Origin of the sequence: Planococcus donghaensis MPA1U2, assembly GCF_000189395.1 — a bacterium.
Taxonomy (GTDB): Bacteria; Bacillota; Bacilli; order Bacillales_A; family Planococcaceae; genus Planococcus; species Planococcus donghaensis_B.
Map to the genome: position 1 here is coordinate 62,854 of NZ_AEPB01000012.1, position 19,054 is coordinate 81,907.

A 19,054-nucleotide genomic window follows, 5' to 3' on the forward strand; every position below is an offset into this window, starting at 1 on the left:
AATGACCGTTACGATATATGATGTGGCAAGAGAAGCAAACGTTTCCATGGCTACTGTGTCACGTGTAGTAAATGCCAATCAAAACGTTAAACCGGCTACCAGAAAGAAAGTATTAAAAGTAATAGAAGAATTGGGCTATCGTCCAAATGCTGTTGCTCGTGGACTGGCAAGTAAAAAAACAACGACGGTCGGCGTCATCATACCCGATATTTCCAATAGCATGTACGCTGAACTAGCACGTGGAATTGAAGATATCGCGACAATGTATCGTTACAACATTATTTTGTCCAACTCGGACCAAAACGAAAACAAAGAACTTCAGTTATTGGAAACAATGCTCGGAAAACAAGTAGACGGAATTGTCTTTATGAGTGATGTGATTTCTGCTGAACTTCTGAAAGAAATGGAACGTTCACCAACTCCGATCGTTTTAGCGGGTTCAATTGATGAATCGGCGGCGATTGCTTCGGTAAATATTGATTATTATGGCGCAGCTTATGAAGCTGTGAAAAAATTAATCGATAATGGCCACCAGAAAATTGCCTTTATTATTGGACCTTTAACGTCAATGATTAACAAAGAATACAAGTTAAAAGCTTATAAAGAAGCATTGGCAGATGCCGGTATCGCCTATGATGAAAAGCTTATTGTTGAGTGTAATAATTCATACGATGAAGCTATGGAAGCCGTTCAAACTTTAGCACCAGAAGAGCCAACTGCTTATTTTGTCAGCAATGACGAAATGTCGTTTGGTGTTATACACGCAGTAGAAGAACAAGGCAAGAAAATCCCGATGGATGTCGAAGTCATTAGCTATGAAAACTCGAAGTTGGCACGCATGGCGCGTCCGATGTTGACTTCTGTAGCATTTCCTCTCTATGACATTGGAGCAGTTTCAATGCGCTTGTTAACAAAATACATGAACAACGAAGAAATTGAAGAAAAGCAAGTTATATTGCCATATCGAATCGAAGAACGACAATCAACAAAAAATGACTGATATTTCTTTTTAAAATCAATAACTACAAAAAGAAGACACGCTGCCTGGATCTTTTCATCCAAGCAAGGTGTCTTCTTTTTTTATAAGAGTGCGCATTGTTAATTATTGCGAATCATGTATAAAGCTTTATTAAGCATTTGTAAGTTTTTATCTGTTATTTCTGCTTTTCGTGGTATTTCTTTATACATATTCGGTGGATCTTCCCATGTTTCAATTAATTTGACAGGAGACTCTGGCTGCCATTTTTCGATCCAAGACGCAGGTAGTTTTCCTGAAGGGATGGGAAAATTGTTCATTTCCATCCATATCAACGACCATGCCCGTGGAACAACGCGCCATATGTCGTAACCACCGCCACCAACAGCTATCCAACGCCCTTGACAATACTCGTGAGCGAGTTCGTGCGCAATCTTGGGTATTTCCTTGTAAATGTTCATCGTGCCGTATAAGTGGGTTAGAGGGTCAAGATAATGGGCATCTGCACCATTCTGGGTCAAAATGACATCAGGTTTAAAAAAATCAAAGATTTCTCTCATAGAAGTACGGTAGATCTCGAGAAAAGATTCGTCTTCTGTAAAAGCGTCGATAGGAAAGTTGAAGGATGTTCCGTACCCTTGGCCACTGCCACGTTCATTGATATTACCCGTTCCAGGGAAAAGGTAACGACCTGTTTCATGAATAGATACGGTACATACATCAGGATCATCATAAAAACTCCATTGCACGCCATCACCGTGATGGGCATCTGTATCAATATAAAGAACACGAGCATTGTATTTGGTTTTTAAATAATTGATCGCGACCGAACTGTCGTTATATATACAAAAACCAGATGCTTTGCCTCTAAAGCCGTGGTGAAGACCGCCGCCTAAATTTAATGCATGCTGAGCTTTGCCTTCCATAACATAATCGACTGCAGTCAATGTACCGCCAACTAACCGTGCACTTGCTTCATGCATATTTTCAAAAATGGGTGTATCGTCTGTACCGATACCATAACTTTCACCAGCTTCAGGTGTGATTTCCCCGCGGCTAGCTTTTTTGACAATATCGATATAGCGTTGGTCATGCGCTAACAATAGCTCTTCATCGGTTGCAATACGTGCAGGTACTATAGAATCACTTGAAAGCGCGTTCATTTTTTTTAATAAATCAATCGTTAAAACGAGTCTTTTCTGGTTAAATGGATGTGTTTCAGAAAATTTATACCCCAATTGATCTTCTGAAAAGATGAATACAGCGTGTTTCATTCGTTCACTTGTGGCGTGCTCGGCCATAAAACATCAAAATTTTCTTTTCGCAGCTCATGGATGATGGCTAATGGATTCATCGTTTGCACACGAAAAACTAAAATTTTACTCGCCTTATTTTCTCTGTCGGGGTATACAAGCACACTTAATACATTCACGTTTTGCTGATGAAAAATCTTCGATACTTCGTATAAGACGCCCGATCGGTCTTGGACTCGAACTTCGATTTGTGAGCCGGGCTGATGAGCTCCCGTTAATTCGATAAAAGTATATAAAAGATCGGTTTCTGTTAAAAAGCCTACAAGTTTTTGATTGCTCACAACAGGGATGCAACCAATTTTGTGCTCATAGAAAATCATCGCTACTTCTTCGACAAAGTCGAGTGGGTGCGCGATAACAGGGTTCGCCGTCATAATTTCGGCCACTTTCTTTTTATAGGGTTCGCCTTTAGGTGATACGGTAAATCTGGAAGGAACTGCATCTTTTAAATCGCGATCGGTCACGATGCCTACCACTTTTCCACCATCAACAACCGGAGCGTGACGAACTCGTTTGTCTTTAAACAAATCCATAACGTCTTGAACTGTTTGTTCAGAGTTTAATGTATGCACATCAGTTTTCATAATTTCTTCAACTAACATAAAAGCACCCCTTTAAAATTAAATCAATACATATAGCGATTCATAAACCGGAGTCGGTCAAATTGTTGAATGGAATCATTATCGACCCGGCTACCAATTTTGGCCATTAAACAATTTGCTGGATGGGAGCTAATCTCAGGGTCATCGGTAGCATAGTATTCTAAACCGCCGGCCTGCATCATTTTTTCCATCACTTTTCGGTATTCCCACACATTTAAACCTGTTCCCTTTAAATCCCAATGCCAGTAATATTCAGTCGTAATAACAATGAAATCTTCAAAAGCATCATCCATCATTGAAACTTTCAGTAAGGCTTTCCCAACGCCATTACCCCTATATTTTGGAATGATTTCAATTGCGCCAAGCTCGATTAGATTGTCCATATTTCCTTCAGACCAACGTTCTAAAGGATCGGGGTATAGGAATGTGACATAGCCGACAATCATCTTGTCAGCCCGGACGATAAGAATACGTCCTTCTGGCAAATCCGCAATTTCGATAATAGCTTTATGTTGCTGAGCGGGTGGTCTAAAAGCTACTAAATCTTCATGAAACTCAAGCTCGCTTAATTCTTTTCCCGCAATCGGACCTTCGATAATAATCGAGCCATGTTCAGTTTCTAATTCCATAGAGTTATATGTTTTCATGTGTTCCATCATTTCACCGCCTGTCAGATGCAATTAGGTTTATTATACATGAACAGTTATTGTTTTGGAAAAAAGCCGACAGAATTAGCTGTTTTTTCTAAACAATTAAAATAGTTCGCATTCAATTGTGACATTGTTGTAGAATGTAAGTAATCAATGCGAAAGGGTGAATGGAATGAAAGTAGAAGCATTACCAGCAAAACCAGGGGTACATCAATTACATAATTACGAAGAAACAGCAGCTAACTTCGATTGGACAGAAGTCGAGAAGGAGTTTAGTTGGCACGAAAGTGGAAAAGTAAATATGGCTCATGAAGCAATTGACCGTCATGCAGATTCTGACCGAAAAAACAAAGTGGCTCTTTACTATAAAGATCAAAATCGAAATGAGTCATATACATTTTACGAAATGAAACGCATGACCAATCGCGCAGCGAATTTGCTAAAAGCAAATTCAAACTTAGAAAAAGGAGATCGAATTTTTATTTTTATGCCGCGCTCTCCGGAATTGTATTTCTTAATGTTTGGCGCATTAAAAATGGGACTTATTGTTGGACCGCTATTTGAAGCGTTTATGGAAGGTGCTATTTACGATCGTCTTGATGACAGCGAAGCTAAATCGATTATTACAACACCAGAATTATTAGAGCGTGTTCCTTATGATCGCTTGCCAAACCTAGAAACGATCTTCCTTGTAGGGGATGATGTCGAAGAAAAGGATGGCTATATTGATGTCATGAAACATTTACCAGTGAGCTCAGATAAATTTGAAATTGAATGGTTAGATAAAGAAGATGGATTGGTACTTCATTATACTTCTGGATCTACTGGCAAGCCAAAAGGTGTCTTACATGCCCAATATGCGATGGTGCAGCAATACCAAACAGGAAAATGGGTGTTGGATTTCAACGAAACCGATATTTACTGGTGTACAGCTGATCCAGGGTGGGTAACTGGAACCGCTTACGGTGTATTTTCTCCTTGGCTAAACGGCGTTACTACGGTTATTCTTGGCGGACGATTTTCACCGGAAGGATGGTACCAAGCAATTGAAGACTTTGGTGTGACGGTTTGGTATAGTGCCCCTACAGCATTCCGTATGTTAATGGGAGCAGGGGATGCATTAGTAAAAGAATATGATTTATCTACACTTCGACATGTGTTGTCGGTAGGTGAACCGTTAAACCCAGAAGTGGTAAGATGGGGTGCTCAAGTATTCGATAAACGTATTCACGACACGTGGTGGATGACAGAAACAGGTGCTCAAACAATCTGTAACTTCCCATCAATGACGATTAAACCGGGATCTATGGGGAAACCTGTGCCTGGGCTAAATGTCGCTATTGTCGACGATCAAGGAAATGAATTGCCACCAAACCAAATGGGGAACTTAGCAATTGAAAAAGGATGGCCATCAATGATGCGTCAAATCTGGAACAACCCAGCGAAATACGATTCGTATTTCTTAAAGGATAAATGGTATGTTTCGGGAGATTCGGCTTATATGGATGAAGAAGGTTATTTCTGGTTCCAAGGACGGGTAGATGATGTCATTATGACTTCAGGAGAACGCGTTGGACCGTTTGAAGTAGAAAGTAAATTGCTTGAACATCCAGCCGTTGCTGAAGCTGGTGTCATCGGCAAACCCGATCCGGTTCGCGGAGAAATCATCAAAGCATTCGTGGCGTTAGTTGATGGATACGAACCATCAGAAGAATTAGTACAAGAAATTCAACAGTTCGTTAAAAAAGGATTAGCTGCACACGCAGCACCGCGTGAAATCGAGTTTAAAGACAAACTGCCGAAAACGCGTAGCGGGAAAATTATGCGCCGTGTCTTAAAAGCATGGGAGTTGGATTTACCAGCAGGTGACTTGTCTACAATGGAAGATTGATCATTCAAAGCAGCGGACAGTAATTTCTGTCCGCTGCTTTTTGAATTAAAAAAACCCGATTCGCTAATAAAGCGAATCGGGTTAATGTTGTTATGCTGCGTCACCTTCGGCCGGTTTATCTGGTTTAGGATCTGGTTTTGTTTCAGGATCCGGTTTTGGTTCAGGGTCTGGCTTCGGCTCAGGATCCGGTTTTGGTTCAGGATCTGGCTTTGGCTCAGGATCTGGCTTTGGTTCAGGATCTGGCTTTGGTTCAGGATCTGGCTTTGGCTCAGGATCTGGTTTTGGCTCAGGATCTGGTTTTGGCTCAGGCTCCGGTTTTGGTTCAGGTTTCGGTTCTGGCTTCGGCTCAGGTTTTGGTGCGGCAATTATGACACTGTTTGAAGCCGCTGATTGTTTACCTGTAATATCGACCGCTACAACTGTATAGCTTCCAGGACCACTCGCCGTATAGGAATTGCTTTGAGCTTCTGAAATTGAAGCTATACGCGAACCATCTTTGTAAACTCTGTAACCTACAACGTCATTTGATCCAGAGTTGGACCATGTAATGGTTTTTCCGTTAATAGCTGCTTGAACACCACCAGGAGCAGCGTCATCAGCTTTAAACTCTGCACTTGCAACAATCGAAGAGAATTTCGAGTTGCCTGGGAATAGTTTGCTCGCATCTCCTCCAAGTGGAGCCATTATGCGATCGATGTATTTTTGAGAAACACCGATTCCACCGCCTGAGATAAAGTCGCTTGGTGTATTAGACAACACGGCAAAACGTTTGCCATTAATTGTTGTATACGAACCGCTTGTAAAACTATCGTCTTTTTCTGTAGGCAACATAGCTTTAGCGTTAAACAAATCTGAACGAACAAGTCCCGCATTTTTGCAGGCCTCATCTGGAGCTAGTCCAGAAATACCACAGAACGATTTGGTAACAACCCCATCAGGCTGCTTGAATTTTTCTGACGTTCCAACAAGTTTTGGCTTTGCATCGTAACTAGCGTTCATTAAGCGAGCCCATACTTGATTGACACGTAATGAAGCGGGCAAATCACGGTTTTCAAATTTTGATAACTTGATTTTTTCAGTATCGTAGCCAAGCCATAGTCCCATTGTTACGTTCGGGTTGTAACCGACTAACCATACGTCTGTAGTACTTTGAGTCGTACCTGTTTTACCTGCGAAATCTGCGTCGAATTTCAACAAATTATTCGCTCGATTTGCAGTACCACGGTCCGTTTTAAAGACATCACGTAGCATATCTGTTAACACATAAGATGTAGCAGGCGTAAAGATTTCTTTTGATTCTGTTTTATGTTCATAAATAACGTTTCCATCAGCGTCTTCGATTTTATCAATCATTGTAGGCTCTACATACTGACCGTTATTCGCAAACATTGCATAACCGTTAGTGATTTCTTCAATAGAGGCTTCAATTCCGCCGCCTAAAGCAGAAGCTAAATGATTGTTTTCCTGTTCTTCAACCCTTGAAAAACCAGCATTCATCATATACTTAATCGGCATTTGTTGTTGAATTTGAGCAAACAAGCGAATTGTCGGTAAGTTTTGAGATTGTGCTAACGCATCTCGTGCTGGCATTATTCCTTGCTCACTTGATGCGATAAAGTTGCTAGGACTCCATATGTCTTTGCCATCCATATATTCGAATTTTACATCGACAAGAGGGGATCCAGCACCAATTTGACCTAATTCAATCGCGGGAGCATATATCAATAAAGGTTTTACGGTAGAACCCATTGAGCGATAAGCTGAAGTCGCATGGTTTAACTTTTCGATTTCATGGTTTCGGCCACCAACAAAACTGAGGATGCGTCCTGTGCCATTTTCAATCATAATACTACCAAGTTGAACAGGATACTCTTTGTCTATTACTTCTCCAACTTCGTTATAGCCTTTTCCTAATGCAGTTGTACCAAAAGATTCATACGATTTCTGAGCTTCTTCTTGAGCTAGATAAATGTCTTTGTCGATCGTCGAGTGAATTCGATAACCATTAGATCTAACAGCTCGATCAGCTAAAATTGCGTATTCCTCATAAAGTTTGTTGTTTTCTTTTAATGTAACAGGATCGATACCATCTTGCTCTGCTAATATGTCCATAATAATACGAGATGCCCGTTTTTCAATTTCAACTGTGACATACGGGAACTCGGAGTACGAGCGTTTTTCGTCTTTGCGGAAATCAGCAACAATATCATAAGCCATTGCTTCATCGTATTCTTTTTGTGTAATGTATTCCGTTTCTTTCATACGGAAAAGAACAGTTCTCATTCGATCAAGTGCTGGAGCTAATGCATCTTCTTCTTTTATAACACCACCCTCAGCGTAAGGGGTGTACGTATAAGGAGCTTTTGGAATACCAGCGATAAAGGCCGATTGTGGCAAGTTTAAATCTTTAGCCGATACATTGAATATTCCTTTAGCGGCTGTTTCAATGCCGGCAATATGTGCACCTGAAGAAATTCGGCCATACGGAATGATATTCAAATAGGCTTCCATGATTTCATCTTTATCCATAAATTTCTCTAAACGCATCGCAAGAAGAATTTCTTTTGCTTTTCGCTCGTAAGAAACTTCATTGGTTAGTATTTGGTTTTTTATCAATTGTTGCGTCAAAGTAGAACCACCTGTTTGGGTGTCTGCATTTGACACATCTTGCATCAAACCACGGAAAATCGCTTTTGGAACGATTCCTTCGTGTTCAAGGAAATATTCATCTTCTGTTGCTAGAACAGCGTCTATCGCATAATCTGATACATTGTCTAATGAAGTAACTCTTCGTTCTAAATCTGTTTGAAGTTTTCCGAGATAGACATCATTGTCGAAATACATTTCGGAAGTTTCTTCAAAACTATAAATTTCTTTGAGCATTTCTTCTTTAGGACGAAGTTTTTCCTCGTCTACCAGTGAAGCAAAATAACCTGCTCCAACAGAAGCGGCAAAAACTCCGACTGTAACTAGAACAATCGCCAGAATCAATGCTAAGTTCCAAATCACTCCTGTTGTTATGCTCATTCGCTTGAACCATTTTGTTGAAGTCAATCTATCGGTTGTTTCTTCTGCTTTACCTAGCCAATACTTTAATTTATCACGCACATTATCGCCCTCCTAAAATCTTTTATAGTATATCATATTCTTATAATTGCATCTAAGCATATTGACAAGTTGCAATAATAAAGTAAAATACTAGTATATTTCATATTTAAACAGTGAAGAATCCGAAGTAGATTGTGCAATTTTGTATAGAGAGCTGGTGGGTGGTGCAAACCGGTCAAAATGCATGAATCGAATTACAGGTTTGGAGTTTACGGAAGTGCCCCGTTCGGCACATGATGAGAGGGAGACAAAGTTCTCCAAGCTGGGTGGTACCGCGCAAATGCGTCCCTGCATGAACAATTCATGCAGGGACTTTTTTATGGGGATTTTTAACGCTCTCATCGATCAACCATTTAGAGGAGGAACAACAATGACGAACGAATTAATTCAAGATTTACAATGGCGCGGTTTGTTATACCAACAAACAGATGAAGAAGGCATGGGAAAATTATTAAATGAACAGAAAATTTCATTATACTGCGGAGTCGATCCTACAGCAGACAGTATGCACATTGGACATATTGTTCCGTTACTTACATTACGTCGTTTTCAAATGCATGGTCATCAGCCAATTTTATTAGTGGGTGGAGCGACAGGAATGATTGGAGATCCTTCAGGACGCAACGAAGAACGTCAATTGCAAACGACTGAACAAATTGACCGCAACGTTGAAGGAATCAAAGTTCAAATGGAGCAAATTTTTGATTTTAAATCTGAAAACGGCGCGAAAATGGTCAATAACCGTGATTGGATTGGTGCAATGAGTGTGATCGAATTTTTACGTGATTACGGTAAATTGATTTCCGTAAATTACATGTTGGCAAAAGATTCGGTTGCGTCACGTCTTGAAACGGGTATTTCGTTTACGGAGTTTTTCGTACACATTGATTCAAGCGATTGACTTTAATCATCTGTACAATGAACACAATTGCCGCATTCAAATTGGTGGATCTGATCAATGGGGCAATATCACAACAGGTCTAGAAATGATTCGCAAAACGCATGATGAAGAATCAAAAGCTTTCGGTATTACAATTCCGCTTGTGACAAAAGCAGATGGCACCAAATTCGGGAAATCAGCTGGTGGCGCAGTTTGGTTAGATCCGAAAAAGACTTCCCCTTACGAGTTTTACCAATTTTGGATTAATGCTGCAGATGCTGATGTGGTTAAGTACTTGAAGATTTTCACATTTATTAGCCGTGAAGACATCGAAGTGTTAGAAAAAGCAGTTGAAACAGAACCACACTTGCGCCAAGCACAAAAAACATTGGCTGAAGAAATGACCAAACTCATTCACGGAGAAGCAGCATTGGCTGACGCTCAGCGTATTACTAAAGCGTTGTTTAGTGGAGATTTGAAAGCTTTGTCATCTTCGGAGATGAAAGCTGCATTTAAAGATGTTCCTTCTGTAGAAATGTCTAAAGAAGATAAGTCGATTGTGGATTTAATCGTTGAAGCAGGCATTTCTTCTTCAAAACGCCAAGCACGCGAAGACGTCACGAATGGTGCAATTTCAGTAAACGGCGAAAAAGTTACAGATTTAGCATACGTAGTTGACGAAAAAGATCGTTTAGATGATGCGTTTGCCATTATTCGTCGCGGTAAAAAGAAATATCATATGGTGCAATTTCAATAATAATGATAAAAGGACGACCGAAATTTTCGGTCGTCCTTTTTAGGTTATAGTTGTTTTTCTTTGATAAAGCAAGGCAACTCCATGTCTTCAAATTCCTCAGGATGAATTAGTTTTCCTAAACGAATCGCGCCTTCGATCAAGCGAGGAGAAGGGCGACAATACAATTCTTCTTCCATTACGTGAATATGGTCCATGGCTTTTAAATCATTCCAGCCTGGACGTTTCTTGAGGAGTTCGGGTTTTACTTTTGACGTTAATACACCGACCCAGGCAAGTAAAATATAGTCCGGTTGACGTTCTAATACATCTGCCCAATCGGTTTGAATATTGGCAGATTCGTTGTCGTCAAACAGGTTGCGAGCACCGGTCATGTGACTAATTTCAGTTAGCCAATTGATGTTGCCGGGAGTGAACACAGGCTTTGGCCACCATTCCCAGTATAATGAAGGCCGACTACTTGCTCGGTTTCCACGTGATTTAATGTCTTCGATAACCGTCAAATATTCAGAATGAACAGTCGTCGCATCAATCCCGCATGCATCAGCCACTTGTAATAAGTCTTGTCCAATTTCGTCGAGTGATTGCGGGTCGAGGACAAGATGTGGGATGTTTCGTTTTACTAATTCATCCACGTTTTTTTCCATTCCGGGAACACTTAAAGAAGCCAATACTAAATCAGGTTTTAGCGCTTCGAGTTCATCCATGCGAATGGATAAATCTGGTCCAAGTCGAGGCAATGTTGTAATTTCTTTTGGCCAATCTGAAAAATCATCAATTCCGACTAACAGATGTTCTGCATTTAAAAATGCTAAAAGTTCCGTGTTACTTGGGCAAATTGAAATAATTCGCATCCAGCTACACCTCCATTTTTTCCAGTTTACCATGATCGGTGAAAAAAATTCCTCCTATTTGAAGAAACTGTGAAAACAAAGTATTATAAGGAAGAAAGAACGCAAGTTGTAAAATTCAGGAACGCTTTCTTCATTATGATTTTATCGATATGAATAGAGAAACTTGAGTTTAATTCACAGAAGTTCGGGTAGTTATACAGGTGTAGATAAATTGAATTTTAGTGAAATTAATAAACCATTAACGGGAAATTAATAGCGAGAGCGGGGTGAAGCTATTGCCAAATCGATTAAATCGTGTGAACTTGAGTACTCCGGTACGGAATGTCGATTTGCAGCAATGGCTGTTAAATGTTAAAAGACCAAGACTTATATGAGCACTTAAGCGGACGGACTTTGAAAATGACGGAGGACTGGTATAGTTCTTTAGACAAAAGTAAAACGGGTGTCTACGGTTCGACGGATCCTGATAAGATAGCATTATTGAAAAAACAAAATCATGAATTTCATCTTCGCTTTTGCACCATGTTTCAAAAAGAAAACAAAGACTTTGTAACGAATTTTCAAGATTGGATAGAATCTATTGTAAAAGATGAAGCTCATTTAGAAACACCAATCGTAGAGGTGATTGGTGAATTTTTCCGGACTCAACAACAATATTTAACTGAACTTGGAAAGTACGCGTTAGCACATAAAGAAGAAGTGAGTCACGAGCAATTGATGGAATGGACGCAAGCCGTTGTTCGCATTATTAGTAAAGTGATTGTTGAATTTACGGACCAAAATTCAAAAGCTGCAGAAAAACGCATGGACTCTCAGCAACAAATGATTGTGGAAATGAGTGCTCCTGTCATTTTATTAGCAAAAAAAATCGGCATGTTGCCATTAGTTGGCGAAATTACTCCGCATAGAGCAGAGATTATATTTGAAAAAGCTTTAGCCCAAAGTTCTAAACACGATTTAGAGAAATTATTTATTGATTTATCCGGTGTTCCGATGATTGATACAATGGTGGCACAGCAAGTATTTCAACTGATTAAAGGCTTAGAAATCATCGGCGTAAAAGTGGCATTGTCAGGTATTAGTCCAGTGATTGCTCAAACGGCTGTTCAGTTGGGCATTAAATTTATTGATATTGAAGTGTATAACACACTCGCTCAAGCGTTAAAACAAAATCGAGTTGACTCATTTTGATAAAAATCCTTAGGACCTTTATTGGTTCTAGGGATTTTTTTGATTTTATTTAAAGGATGCCGTTTTTATTTGCGGGATGGGGTCGATTGTTTGCGACGATAAGGGTGTTGTTTGCGGATTCGAACGCTTTGTTTGCGGGATAAAATTTTATTTGCGAGATTGGCTTGGTTGTTTGCAGGATAGCGCGCTTTGTTTGCGCGATAACCCAGTTTGTTTGCGAAAGTCGCAAATAAAAGAAAAAACCTCCCAAAACCTTAAAAGGTTTTGAGAGGTTTTCAAAATCAAGTTGGAATTAACGTGAGTAGTACTCAACGATCAACTGTTCGTTGATTTCAGCAGACAATTCGCTACGCTCTGGAAGGCGTACGAAAGTTCCTGTTTTGCTATCAGTATCGATAGTAACGTATTCAGGAACAAAGTTGTTTACTTCGATTGCTTCGTTTACTACATCAAGGTTGCTTGATTTTTCACGGAAAGCAATTGTTTGTCCTGGTTTCACGCTGAATGACGGGATGTCAACGCGTTTGCCATCAACAAGGATGTGGCCGTGGTTTACGATTTGGCGAGCTTGGCGACGAGTGCGCGCAAGACCTAAACGGTAAACAACGTTATCAAGGCGAGCTTCAAGAAGGATCATGAAGTTTTCACCATGTTTACCAGGCATTTTACCAGCTTTGTTGAACAAAGTTTTGAACTGACGTTCGTTAACTCCGTACATGAAGCGTAGTTTTTGTTTTTCTTGTAATTGCAAACCATATTCAGAAACTTTTCTGCGTTGGTTAGCACCGTGTTGACCTGGTGCGTAAGGGCGTTTTTCTAATTCTTTACCTGTGCCTGTAAGGGAAATTCCTAAGCGGCGTGACAGTTTCCATGATGGACCTGTATAACGAGACATATAAGTCTCCTCCTCTGTTTTTGGTTTTTAGAGTAAAATAAAAACCAGATGCATTCATGCTGCAAGCCATTTTATATTCTTGTACCTTCGCTCAGCAGCCAAAGAGTTACACGATACACCTGCTATGAGGAATAAAATGGACGAACACGCACATACAACTGCTGCGATTATTTTACACAAAGAATAGTATAACTGATTTTGTGAGTTCAAGTCAACAGTAAGCTGTGGAATAGTTAGACACACTAACTTTCTTTTTTATATAAGACAATGTAGAATGGTATTGAGAATAGATGTAAGCGCTTTCTATAATTAATAAGGGGTGTATAGGGCATGAGAAAAAAAGAGATGAATTTTGAAACGGCGGTAATCCATAAAGGTTATGACAGTACGAAGCATCATGATAGTTTGGTGACACCGCTTTATCAAACCTCGACTTACTCATTTGCAAATGCAGAGCAAGGAGAAGATCGCTTTGCAGGAAATTGTGAGGGGAATATTTATTCACGTCTTGGCAATCCGACAGTTCGTGTACTTGAGGAACGAATGGCGGAAATTGAAGGAGGTCAAGGAGCATTAGCTTTCGGGTCGGGGATGGCCTCAGTTAGTGCGATTTTGATTTATTTGACTAAAGCAGGAGATCACGTGCTTTGTTCTCGAGGTATTTATGGCTGTACGTTCGGACTGTTAGAAATTATGGAAGAAAAATACGGCATTACACATAGCTTGGTTTCAATGACTACGGAAGAAGAAGTAGAAAGAGCGATTCGACCAGAGACGGTTTGCATTTATGTGGAAACGCCAATCAATCCAACAATGGAACTGGTAAATCTTGAAGCTGTTATGGCTGTGGCTAAAAAATACAATATTCGGGTGGTAGTTGATAATACATTCTGTTCACCTTATTTGCAAAATCCATTACGAATGGGTGCAGATTTTGTTTTGCATAGCGCAACGAAATACTTGAATGGTCACGGGGATGTAGTTGGTGGAGTGCTCGTTGGTAGTGACGCGGAAGAAATGCAGCATATTCGAATGACCGTACAAAAAGATGTAGGTGGCATTATGTCACCATTTGATGCGTGGCTATTGCTCAGAGGATTAAAAACGTTACATGTCCGTATGGATCGACATATTAGCAACACAAAAGTTGTATTAGCCTTTTTAAAACAACAAGAAATCGTGAAAAATATATATTATCCGTTTGATGACAGTCATCCGCAGGTTGAAATTGCCAAACGCCAAATGCGTGAAGGTGGTGGGTTGATTTCATTTGAAATCCAAGGTGGTAAAAAAGAAGCGCAAGCCTTTTTAAATGCCTTGTCCCTTATCAAAATTGCGGTTAGTCTAGGCGATGCTGAAACATTAATTCAACATCCAGCAACAATGACGCATGCAGTGGTACCCCCTGAAAGCAGACAAGCGATGGGCATAAGTGACTCGTTGCTGCGTTTATCGATTGGACTAGAGCATACGGATGATTTGATCGCTGATTTAACTAAAGCATTCGAGCAAGTAAAACCAAAACTCCAAGAAATTTAAAAAAACCCCGAAACTCATCAATTGAGTTTCGGGGTTTACTTTCTATTATAAATGTTTCATTAACACGTTAGCGAAAAGTTCTAAGCCTTGTTGATCGTCTTTTGTGAAACGATCTAGCTCAGGGCTATCAATATCTAAAACGCCGATCACTTGGTCTTCTTTCATAAGAGGCACAACGATTTCAGAACGTGTTGCTGCATCACAAGCGATGTGGCCAGGGAATGCTTGAACGTCTTCCACTAACATTGTTCTTTTGTCAGCAACGGCAGTACCGCAAACGCCTTTTCCGACAGGAATGCGTACACAAGCTGGAAGACCTTGGAAAGGTCCGAGTACAAGCTCTCCTTCTTCCATTAAGTAAAACCCAACCCAGTTGATGCGCTCAAGAAATTGATTGAGTAAAGCAGAGGCGTTGCTCAAGTTGGCGATGCTATTTTTTTCTCCTTCTAACAAAGCATCTAATTGCTTTGAAAGCATAGTGTATTGATCAATACTGTTACCACTGTAGTTTGTTTGTGTGAACATAAAAATTTCCCTCGTTTCGATTTGTTGTATTTTTTTAAAACTTATCTCGTTAACTTAAGTAAGTATAAATTTTGTCGTAATGCTTATGCAAGCCATTGACACTGTGGGCATCTGATCCGAAGACTAACGGAATGCCAAGTGACTTAGCAAATTCGATATAAGCGAGCGGAGGATATGCTTCCAAACACTCTGGTTTCGAATATCCCGCACCGTTTACATCTAGTTCCATCCCTGTTTTCTTCATAAGCTGAAGAATGTGTCGAATTTGATTGTCATCATCGATCTTTTCGCCATGTGCTTTTTGGAATTTATGAATTAATGTAGGATGACCAATTCGAGTTGGTTTAAATTTTCCAAGATCCGCATAAATCGACTTTTCAAGTGTGTCATAATAAAGCTGATAGGCTCTTTCTACAGATCCACAAGCGGCTGCGAGCTCTGCAAAAACTTCTTTACTAAAGTCAGCGCAAAAATATTGATTATTTATTTTTAGAAAATGAACAGATAAAATCGCATCGTCTAGTAAGGGGCCAATTTCATCTAAAAAAAGTGCGGTCTCTTTTTCATAGCCTTCGATATAGTCAACTTCCAATCCTAAACGAATGCGGATATCTTTTTTATAAACATGTTTAAGATAGGTAATTTCATCTATATAGGCAGTTAGCTGAGTTGCGCTCATGCCGCTGTCTTGGTCAGGTGTCGGATCGGTGAAATTTGCTGGAAGTGGTGCATGTTCTGTAAATGAAATATCGGTAAATCCGGATTTTATTGCTTTTTTAATGTATAATTCAGTTGAGTCTTTTGTCCCGTGTGGACAATAAGGGGTGTGAATGTGACCATCTCGTTTCATAACGGCATCCTCTTTTCTACTTATTAAAAAATATAATCGCTTTTCTTCTAATTTGGCAAACAAAAGAGTAGAATACATGTTAAAATAGAAGAATCATGAATACATTTACGTATAACTGGTAATGTGATTTTGGAACAGGGGGCTATGTGACTTATGATGGAGTATATCATCATTGCGGTCATCATTCTATTAGCGGTAACAATCATTGGTTTTATGTTTCGCAAAAAACATTTAGCTGAAATTGAACGCTTGGAACAGTTAAAACTGCAAATACAAAATAAACCAATTCTTGAAGAACTAACTAAAGTGAAACAACTAAACATGAATGGCCAGACAGAAGAAATGTTCGAGCGCTGGCGCAACGTATGGACTGAAATCATGGACGTACATATCCCGAAAATTGATGCTTCATTATATGATGCCGAAGAGGCCATCAACCGTTTTAGATTTAGCAAAGCGTCAAAACTAGAACAGGATACAGAAGTGAAAATCGATAGCGTCGACCAGCAGATGAACAGCATTTTGGTGGAGTTGGAAGAATTGATCGGAAGCGAAGAGAAAAATCGCAGTGAAATTGATCTTCTTCAAGAAAAATACCGCCGTGCAAGAAAAAATCTATTGGCGCACCATCAATCGTATGGAGATGCAGGTGAACCGCTAGAGAAAAAACTAGAATCGTTTATTCCGTTATTTGATGAATATGAAAAATTAACAGGCGAAGGCAATTACTTAAAAGCACGTGAAATTGTCATTGGATTGTCTGCAGAAGGTGAAGAAGCTTTCTTACTAGTAGACGATATTCCATCCCTGTTGGCGGATATTCAAACGAAAATTCCTTCTTACATTGCTGAGTTGCGTCAAGGCAAGAGCGAAATGGAAGAAAACTCTTACTACCTAGGCCATCTAGAGTTAACTTTACAGCTTGATGAAATAGAAGAAGAGTTAGAAGTATTAAAAGAAAATATCGCAAATCTAGAAATGACTCAAACGAAAATTGCTGTTGAAAAAATAAAAGACCGCATCGATTCGTTTTATGAAATGTTGGAAAAAGAAGTTGAAGCGAAGATGTATGTCGATGAACATCGCGTAGATACGGAACGACATTTAGAAGTTGTCGCACGTGATACAAAAGAAATGGAAGAAGAAAGCCGATATGTTCAGCATAGCTATAAAATTAGTGAAAGCGAAGCGGCTATTCCTAAATCATGTATGGACAAGATGGAGCAATTAGCTAAACGATTTGAACTGCTGATGACGCGTTTAGAGGAAGATCAATCCGCTTACTCTAGTCTGCAAGAAGAGTTGGTTCATATTCGCGAAGATTTATCGATTGTCGATTCGACTCAAATTGATTTTATGACTTCATTGAAGAGCTTGCGTATTGAAGAAAATAAGGCTCGTGAAAAAGTAGAGCTTTTAAAACGCAAATTGCAAGAAACCGATCGTTTGCTACACAAAGCTAACATTCCGGGAATTCCTGAAGACATGGATGTACGACTTGAAGAAGCTGAAGAGCATCTGTTTGTGACGATGCAAACTTTACGAGAAGTTCCGTTAAATATTAAGCTTGTTCATAGTTATTTAGAGCAAGCTGAAAAGAGTATTGAAGAGGGTCATGCGAAAGCAGTTGAAATCGTTGAAAATGTCTTATTAATTGAGCGCATTATTCAATACGGAAACCGCTACCGCAAATCTAATCTTCAATTGGATGCAAAACTCGAAGAAGCAGAAGAATCATTCCGACAGCTTCGCTATACAAAAGCATTAGAAGAAGCTGCCACGGCAGTGGAAAACTTTGAACCTGGTTCAATGAAACGAATTGAAGTATTGGTCAAAGAAGATGCTTGGAACATTTAAACAAAACAAAATGTAAAGCCACCAGCTACTATTGCTGGTGGTTTTCTTTTCGGAGGTGGAAAGATGATTTACTTGGATAATAGTGCTACGACTAAACCAAAAAAAGAAGTACTTGATACGTTTGTAAAAGTGAACGAACAATTTTATGCCAACCCAGCTTCTTTACATGAACTAGGCAATCAGGCGGAAGATTTGTTAGAAACGGCACGGAGTCAATTAAAAGAGTTGCTGCATATGGAGAAGATTATCTTTACATCTGGTGGTACAGAAGCAAATAACTTAGCGTTAATTGGGACGGCACGAAACTATCAACACCGTGGGAAACATATTATTACTTCAGAAACAGAACATCCTTCTGTGTTGAAAAGTGTGGCTGCTTTAGAAAGTGAAGGATTTGAAATTACGCGCTTACCAGTCGGGAATTTTGGGGAAATCAACATTGACAAGTTGAAAAATTCTTTGCGAAACGATACGATTTTGGTATCACTCATGCATGTGAATAATGAAATTGGAACGGTTCATCCAATTGCAGAGATCGCACATCTTTTGAAAAAACGGCGAATCTTTTTCCATGTGGATGCTGTGCAAAGTGTTGGGAAACTCCAATTTGATCCAACTGCCATGCCAAACTTATTGTCTATATCAGGGCATAAAATCCATGGTTTAAAAGGTAGTGGGGTATTAGCGTATACTGGAGTAGAATTACAAGCTATCCAGTACGGGGGAGGTCAAGAGTCAGCATTGCGAAGCGGTACTGTTTCTGTTCCAAATGCAGTGGCTTTAGCGAAAGCTTTGAGACTGACCGAGCCAAATCCCCTATATAACCAATGGAATCAAGAGTTACGTCAGTTTTTCTCGGAATTTGCGGGGATCAAAATTGTGAGTCCAGAAAATGGGGCGTCATATATTTTGTCAGTAGCAGTGAAAGGATTAAAAGGCGAAATTTTAGTATCCGGTTTACAAAAAGAATCAGTAATCGTCTCTACTTCAAGTGCATGCTCATCAAAAAATAGCCAAGCAAGTCCAGTGATTCGAGCGATTGGCTTGCCACGTGAGTTTAAGGACGGTGTCATTCGAATCAGCTTTGGCGAATTGACAACAGAACAAGACATTCAAGCGCTAAAAAAAGCGTTTCAGCGGGTATACCGCATGATTAAAGGAGTTTAAAC

14 protein-coding genes, 1 pseudogene and 1 other annotated feature are annotated in these 19,054 nt (G+C 39.7%); of the genes and pseudogenes, 7 read left to right on the forward strand and 8 right to left on the reverse strand.

The features are described from left to right. Nucleotide 1: 1 nt before the first annotated feature. A complete protein-coding gene (ccpA, locus tag GPDM_RS03660; protein ID WP_008429056.1) occupies nt 2-1,000 on the forward strand; it encodes a catabolite control protein A in 999 nt (332 codons plus the stop codon). 98 nt (nt 1,001-1,098) lie between these two features. Here the strand turns inward: ccpA and GPDM_RS03665 are convergent, their stop codons facing one another. From GPDM_RS03665 to GPDM_RS03675, 3 genes are read right to left on the reverse strand one after another with little or no spacing between them, the layout of a single operon-like run. Then, the gene (locus GPDM_RS03665) at nt 1,099-2,250 is read right to left on the reverse strand and encodes an acetoin utilization protein AcuC (RefSeq protein ID WP_008429058.1); all 1,152 of its coding nucleotides are present in this window, start codon (nt 2,248-2,250) and stop codon (nt 1,099-1,101) included. Beyond that, a complete protein-coding gene (locus GPDM_RS03670; RefSeq protein WP_008429060.1) occupies nt 2,247-2,891 on the reverse strand; it encodes an acetoin utilization AcuB family protein in 645 nt (214 codons plus the stop codon). Before GPDM_RS03670 ends, GPDM_RS03665 begins: the two co-directional genes overlap by 4 nt. Nucleotides 2,892-2,914: 23 nt before the next feature. Then, complete coding sequence (locus GPDM_RS03675) at nt 2,915-3,547, reverse strand: GNAT family N-acetyltransferase (RefSeq protein ID WP_008429062.1); 633 nt, start codon at nt 3,545-3,547, stop codon at nt 2,915-2,917. Nucleotides 3,548-3,713: 166 nt separating this feature from the next. Here GPDM_RS03675 and acsA point away from each other — a divergent pair, with 166 nt between their 5' ends. Next, nucleotides 3,714-5,432 carry an acetate--CoA ligase gene (acsA, locus tag GPDM_RS03680; RefSeq protein WP_008429063.1) on the forward strand — a complete coding sequence of 573 codons (1,719 nt, stop codon included), beginning with the start codon at nt 3,714-3,716 and terminating at the stop codon, nt 5,430-5,432. 90 nt (nt 5,433-5,522) lie between these two features. Here the strand turns inward: acsA and GPDM_RS03685 are convergent, their stop codons facing one another. Further along, nucleotides 5,523-8,540 carry a transglycosylase domain-containing protein gene (locus tag GPDM_RS03685; protein ID WP_008429065.1) on the reverse strand — a complete coding sequence of 1,006 codons (3,018 nt, stop codon included), beginning with the start codon at nt 8,538-8,540 and terminating at the stop codon, nt 5,523-5,525. 104 nt (nt 8,541-8,644) lie between these two features. Then, nucleotides 8,645-8,833 (forward strand) — a binding site (T-box leader). Nucleotides 8,834-8,910: 77 nt separating this feature from the next. Here GPDM_RS03685 and tyrS point away from each other — a divergent pair. Further along, nucleotides 8,911-10,177 (forward strand): annotated as a pseudogene (gene tyrS, locus GPDM_RS03690) (tyrosine--tRNA ligase). Between the two features lie 44 nt (nt 10,178-10,221). On the opposite strand, the gene GPDM_RS03695 reads toward tyrS, so the two are convergent. After that, nucleotides 10,222-11,028 (reverse strand): cobalamin-binding protein, encoded by an 807-nt coding sequence (locus tag GPDM_RS03695; protein ID WP_008429067.1) that lies wholly within the window; start codon nt 11,026-11,028, stop codon nt 10,222-10,224. Nucleotides 11,029-11,427: 399 nt separating this feature from the next. On the opposite strand from GPDM_RS03695, the gene GPDM_RS03700 reads away from it, so the two are divergent. Next, complete coding sequence (locus GPDM_RS03700; protein ID WP_237704129.1) at nt 11,428-12,219, forward strand: STAS domain-containing protein; 792 nt, start codon at nt 11,428-11,430, stop codon at nt 12,217-12,219. Between the two features lie 292 nt (nt 12,220-12,511). On the opposite strand, the gene rpsD is transcribed toward GPDM_RS03700, so the two are convergent. Then, nucleotides 12,512-13,114 carry a 30S ribosomal protein S4 gene (gene rpsD, locus GPDM_RS03705; protein WP_008429073.1) on the reverse strand — a complete coding sequence of 201 codons (603 nt, stop codon included), beginning with the start codon at nt 13,112-13,114 and terminating at the stop codon, nt 12,512-12,514. A 330-nt stretch (nt 13,115-13,444) separates the two neighbouring features. On the opposite strand from rpsD, the gene megL reads away from it, so the two are divergent. After that, nucleotides 13,445-14,653: a methionine gamma-lyase gene (gene megL, locus GPDM_RS03710; protein WP_008429074.1), complete on the forward strand. Its 1,209-nt coding sequence runs from the start codon at nt 13,445-13,447 to the stop codon at nt 14,651-14,653. A gap of 45 nt (nt 14,654-14,698) precedes the next feature. Here the strand turns inward: megL and GPDM_RS03715 are convergent, their stop codons facing one another. Both GPDM_RS03715 and hisJ read right to left on the reverse strand, forming a co-directional pair. Next, the gene (locus GPDM_RS03715; protein WP_008429076.1) at nt 14,699-15,178 is read right to left on the reverse strand and encodes a GAF domain-containing protein; all 480 of its coding nucleotides are present in this window, start codon (nt 15,176-15,178) and stop codon (nt 14,699-14,701) included. A 49-nt stretch (nt 15,179-15,227) separates the two neighbouring features. Continuing rightward, a complete protein-coding gene (gene hisJ / locus GPDM_RS03720; protein ID WP_008429078.1) occupies nt 15,228-16,028 on the reverse strand; it encodes a histidinol-phosphatase HisJ in 801 nt (266 codons plus the stop codon). A 153-nt stretch (nt 16,029-16,181) separates the two neighbouring features. Between hisJ and ezrA the strand changes: the two genes are divergently transcribed. Both ezrA and GPDM_RS03730 read left to right on the forward strand, forming a co-directional pair. Beyond that, a complete protein-coding gene (gene ezrA / locus GPDM_RS03725; RefSeq protein ID WP_008429080.1) occupies nt 16,182-17,885 on the forward strand; it encodes a septation ring formation regulator EzrA in 1,704 nt (567 codons plus the stop codon). Between the two features lie 63 nt (nt 17,886-17,948). Then, nucleotides 17,949-19,052 carry a cysteine desulfurase family protein gene (locus GPDM_RS03730; protein ID WP_008429082.1) on the forward strand — a complete coding sequence of 368 codons (1,104 nt, stop codon included), beginning with the start codon at nt 17,949-17,951 and terminating at the stop codon, nt 19,050-19,052. The last annotated feature ends 2 nt before the right edge of the window (nt 19,053-19,054 follow it).

Coding starts and splice junctions, on each gene's coding strand:
- ccpA (WP_008429056.1), top strand. CDS start 2: ATGACCGTTACGATATATGATGTGGCAAGAGAAGCAAACGTTTCCATG.
- GPDM_RS03665 (WP_008429058.1), bottom strand. CDS start 2,250: ATGAAACACGCTGTATTCATCTTTTCAGAAGATCAATTGGGGTATAAA.
- GPDM_RS03670 (WP_008429060.1), bottom strand. CDS start 2,891: ATGTTAGTTGAAGAAATTATGAAAACTGATGTGCATACATTAAACTCT.
- GPDM_RS03675 (WP_008429062.1), bottom strand. CDS start 3,547: ATGGAACACATGAAAACATATAACTCTATGGAATTAGAAACTGAACAT.
- acsA (WP_008429063.1), top strand. CDS start 3,714: ATGAAAGTAGAAGCATTACCAGCAAAACCAGGGGTACATCAATTACAT.
- GPDM_RS03695 (WP_008429067.1), bottom strand. CDS start 11,028: ATGCGAATTATTTCAATTTGCCCAAGTAACACGGAACTTTTAGCATTT.
- GPDM_RS03700 (WP_237704129.1), top strand. CDS start 11,428: ATGACGGAGGACTGGTATAGTTCTTTAGACAAAAGTAAAACGGGTGTC.
- rpsD (WP_008429073.1), bottom strand. CDS start 13,114: ATGTCTCGTTATACAGGTCCATCATGGAAACTGTCACGCCGCTTAGGA.
- megL (WP_008429074.1), top strand. CDS start 13,445: ATGAGAAAAAAAGAGATGAATTTTGAAACGGCGGTAATCCATAAAGGT.
- GPDM_RS03715 (WP_008429076.1), bottom strand. CDS start 15,178: ATGTTCACACAAACAAACTACAGTGGTAACAGTATTGATCAATACACT.
- hisJ (WP_008429078.1), bottom strand. CDS start 16,028: ATGAAACGAGATGGTCACATTCACACCCCTTATTGTCCACACGGGACA.
- ezrA (WP_008429080.1), top strand. CDS start 16,182: ATGATGGAGTATATCATCATTGCGGTCATCATTCTATTAGCGGTAACA.
- GPDM_RS03730 (WP_008429082.1), top strand. CDS start 17,949: ATGATTTACTTGGATAATAGTGCTACGACTAAACCAAAAAAAGAAGTA.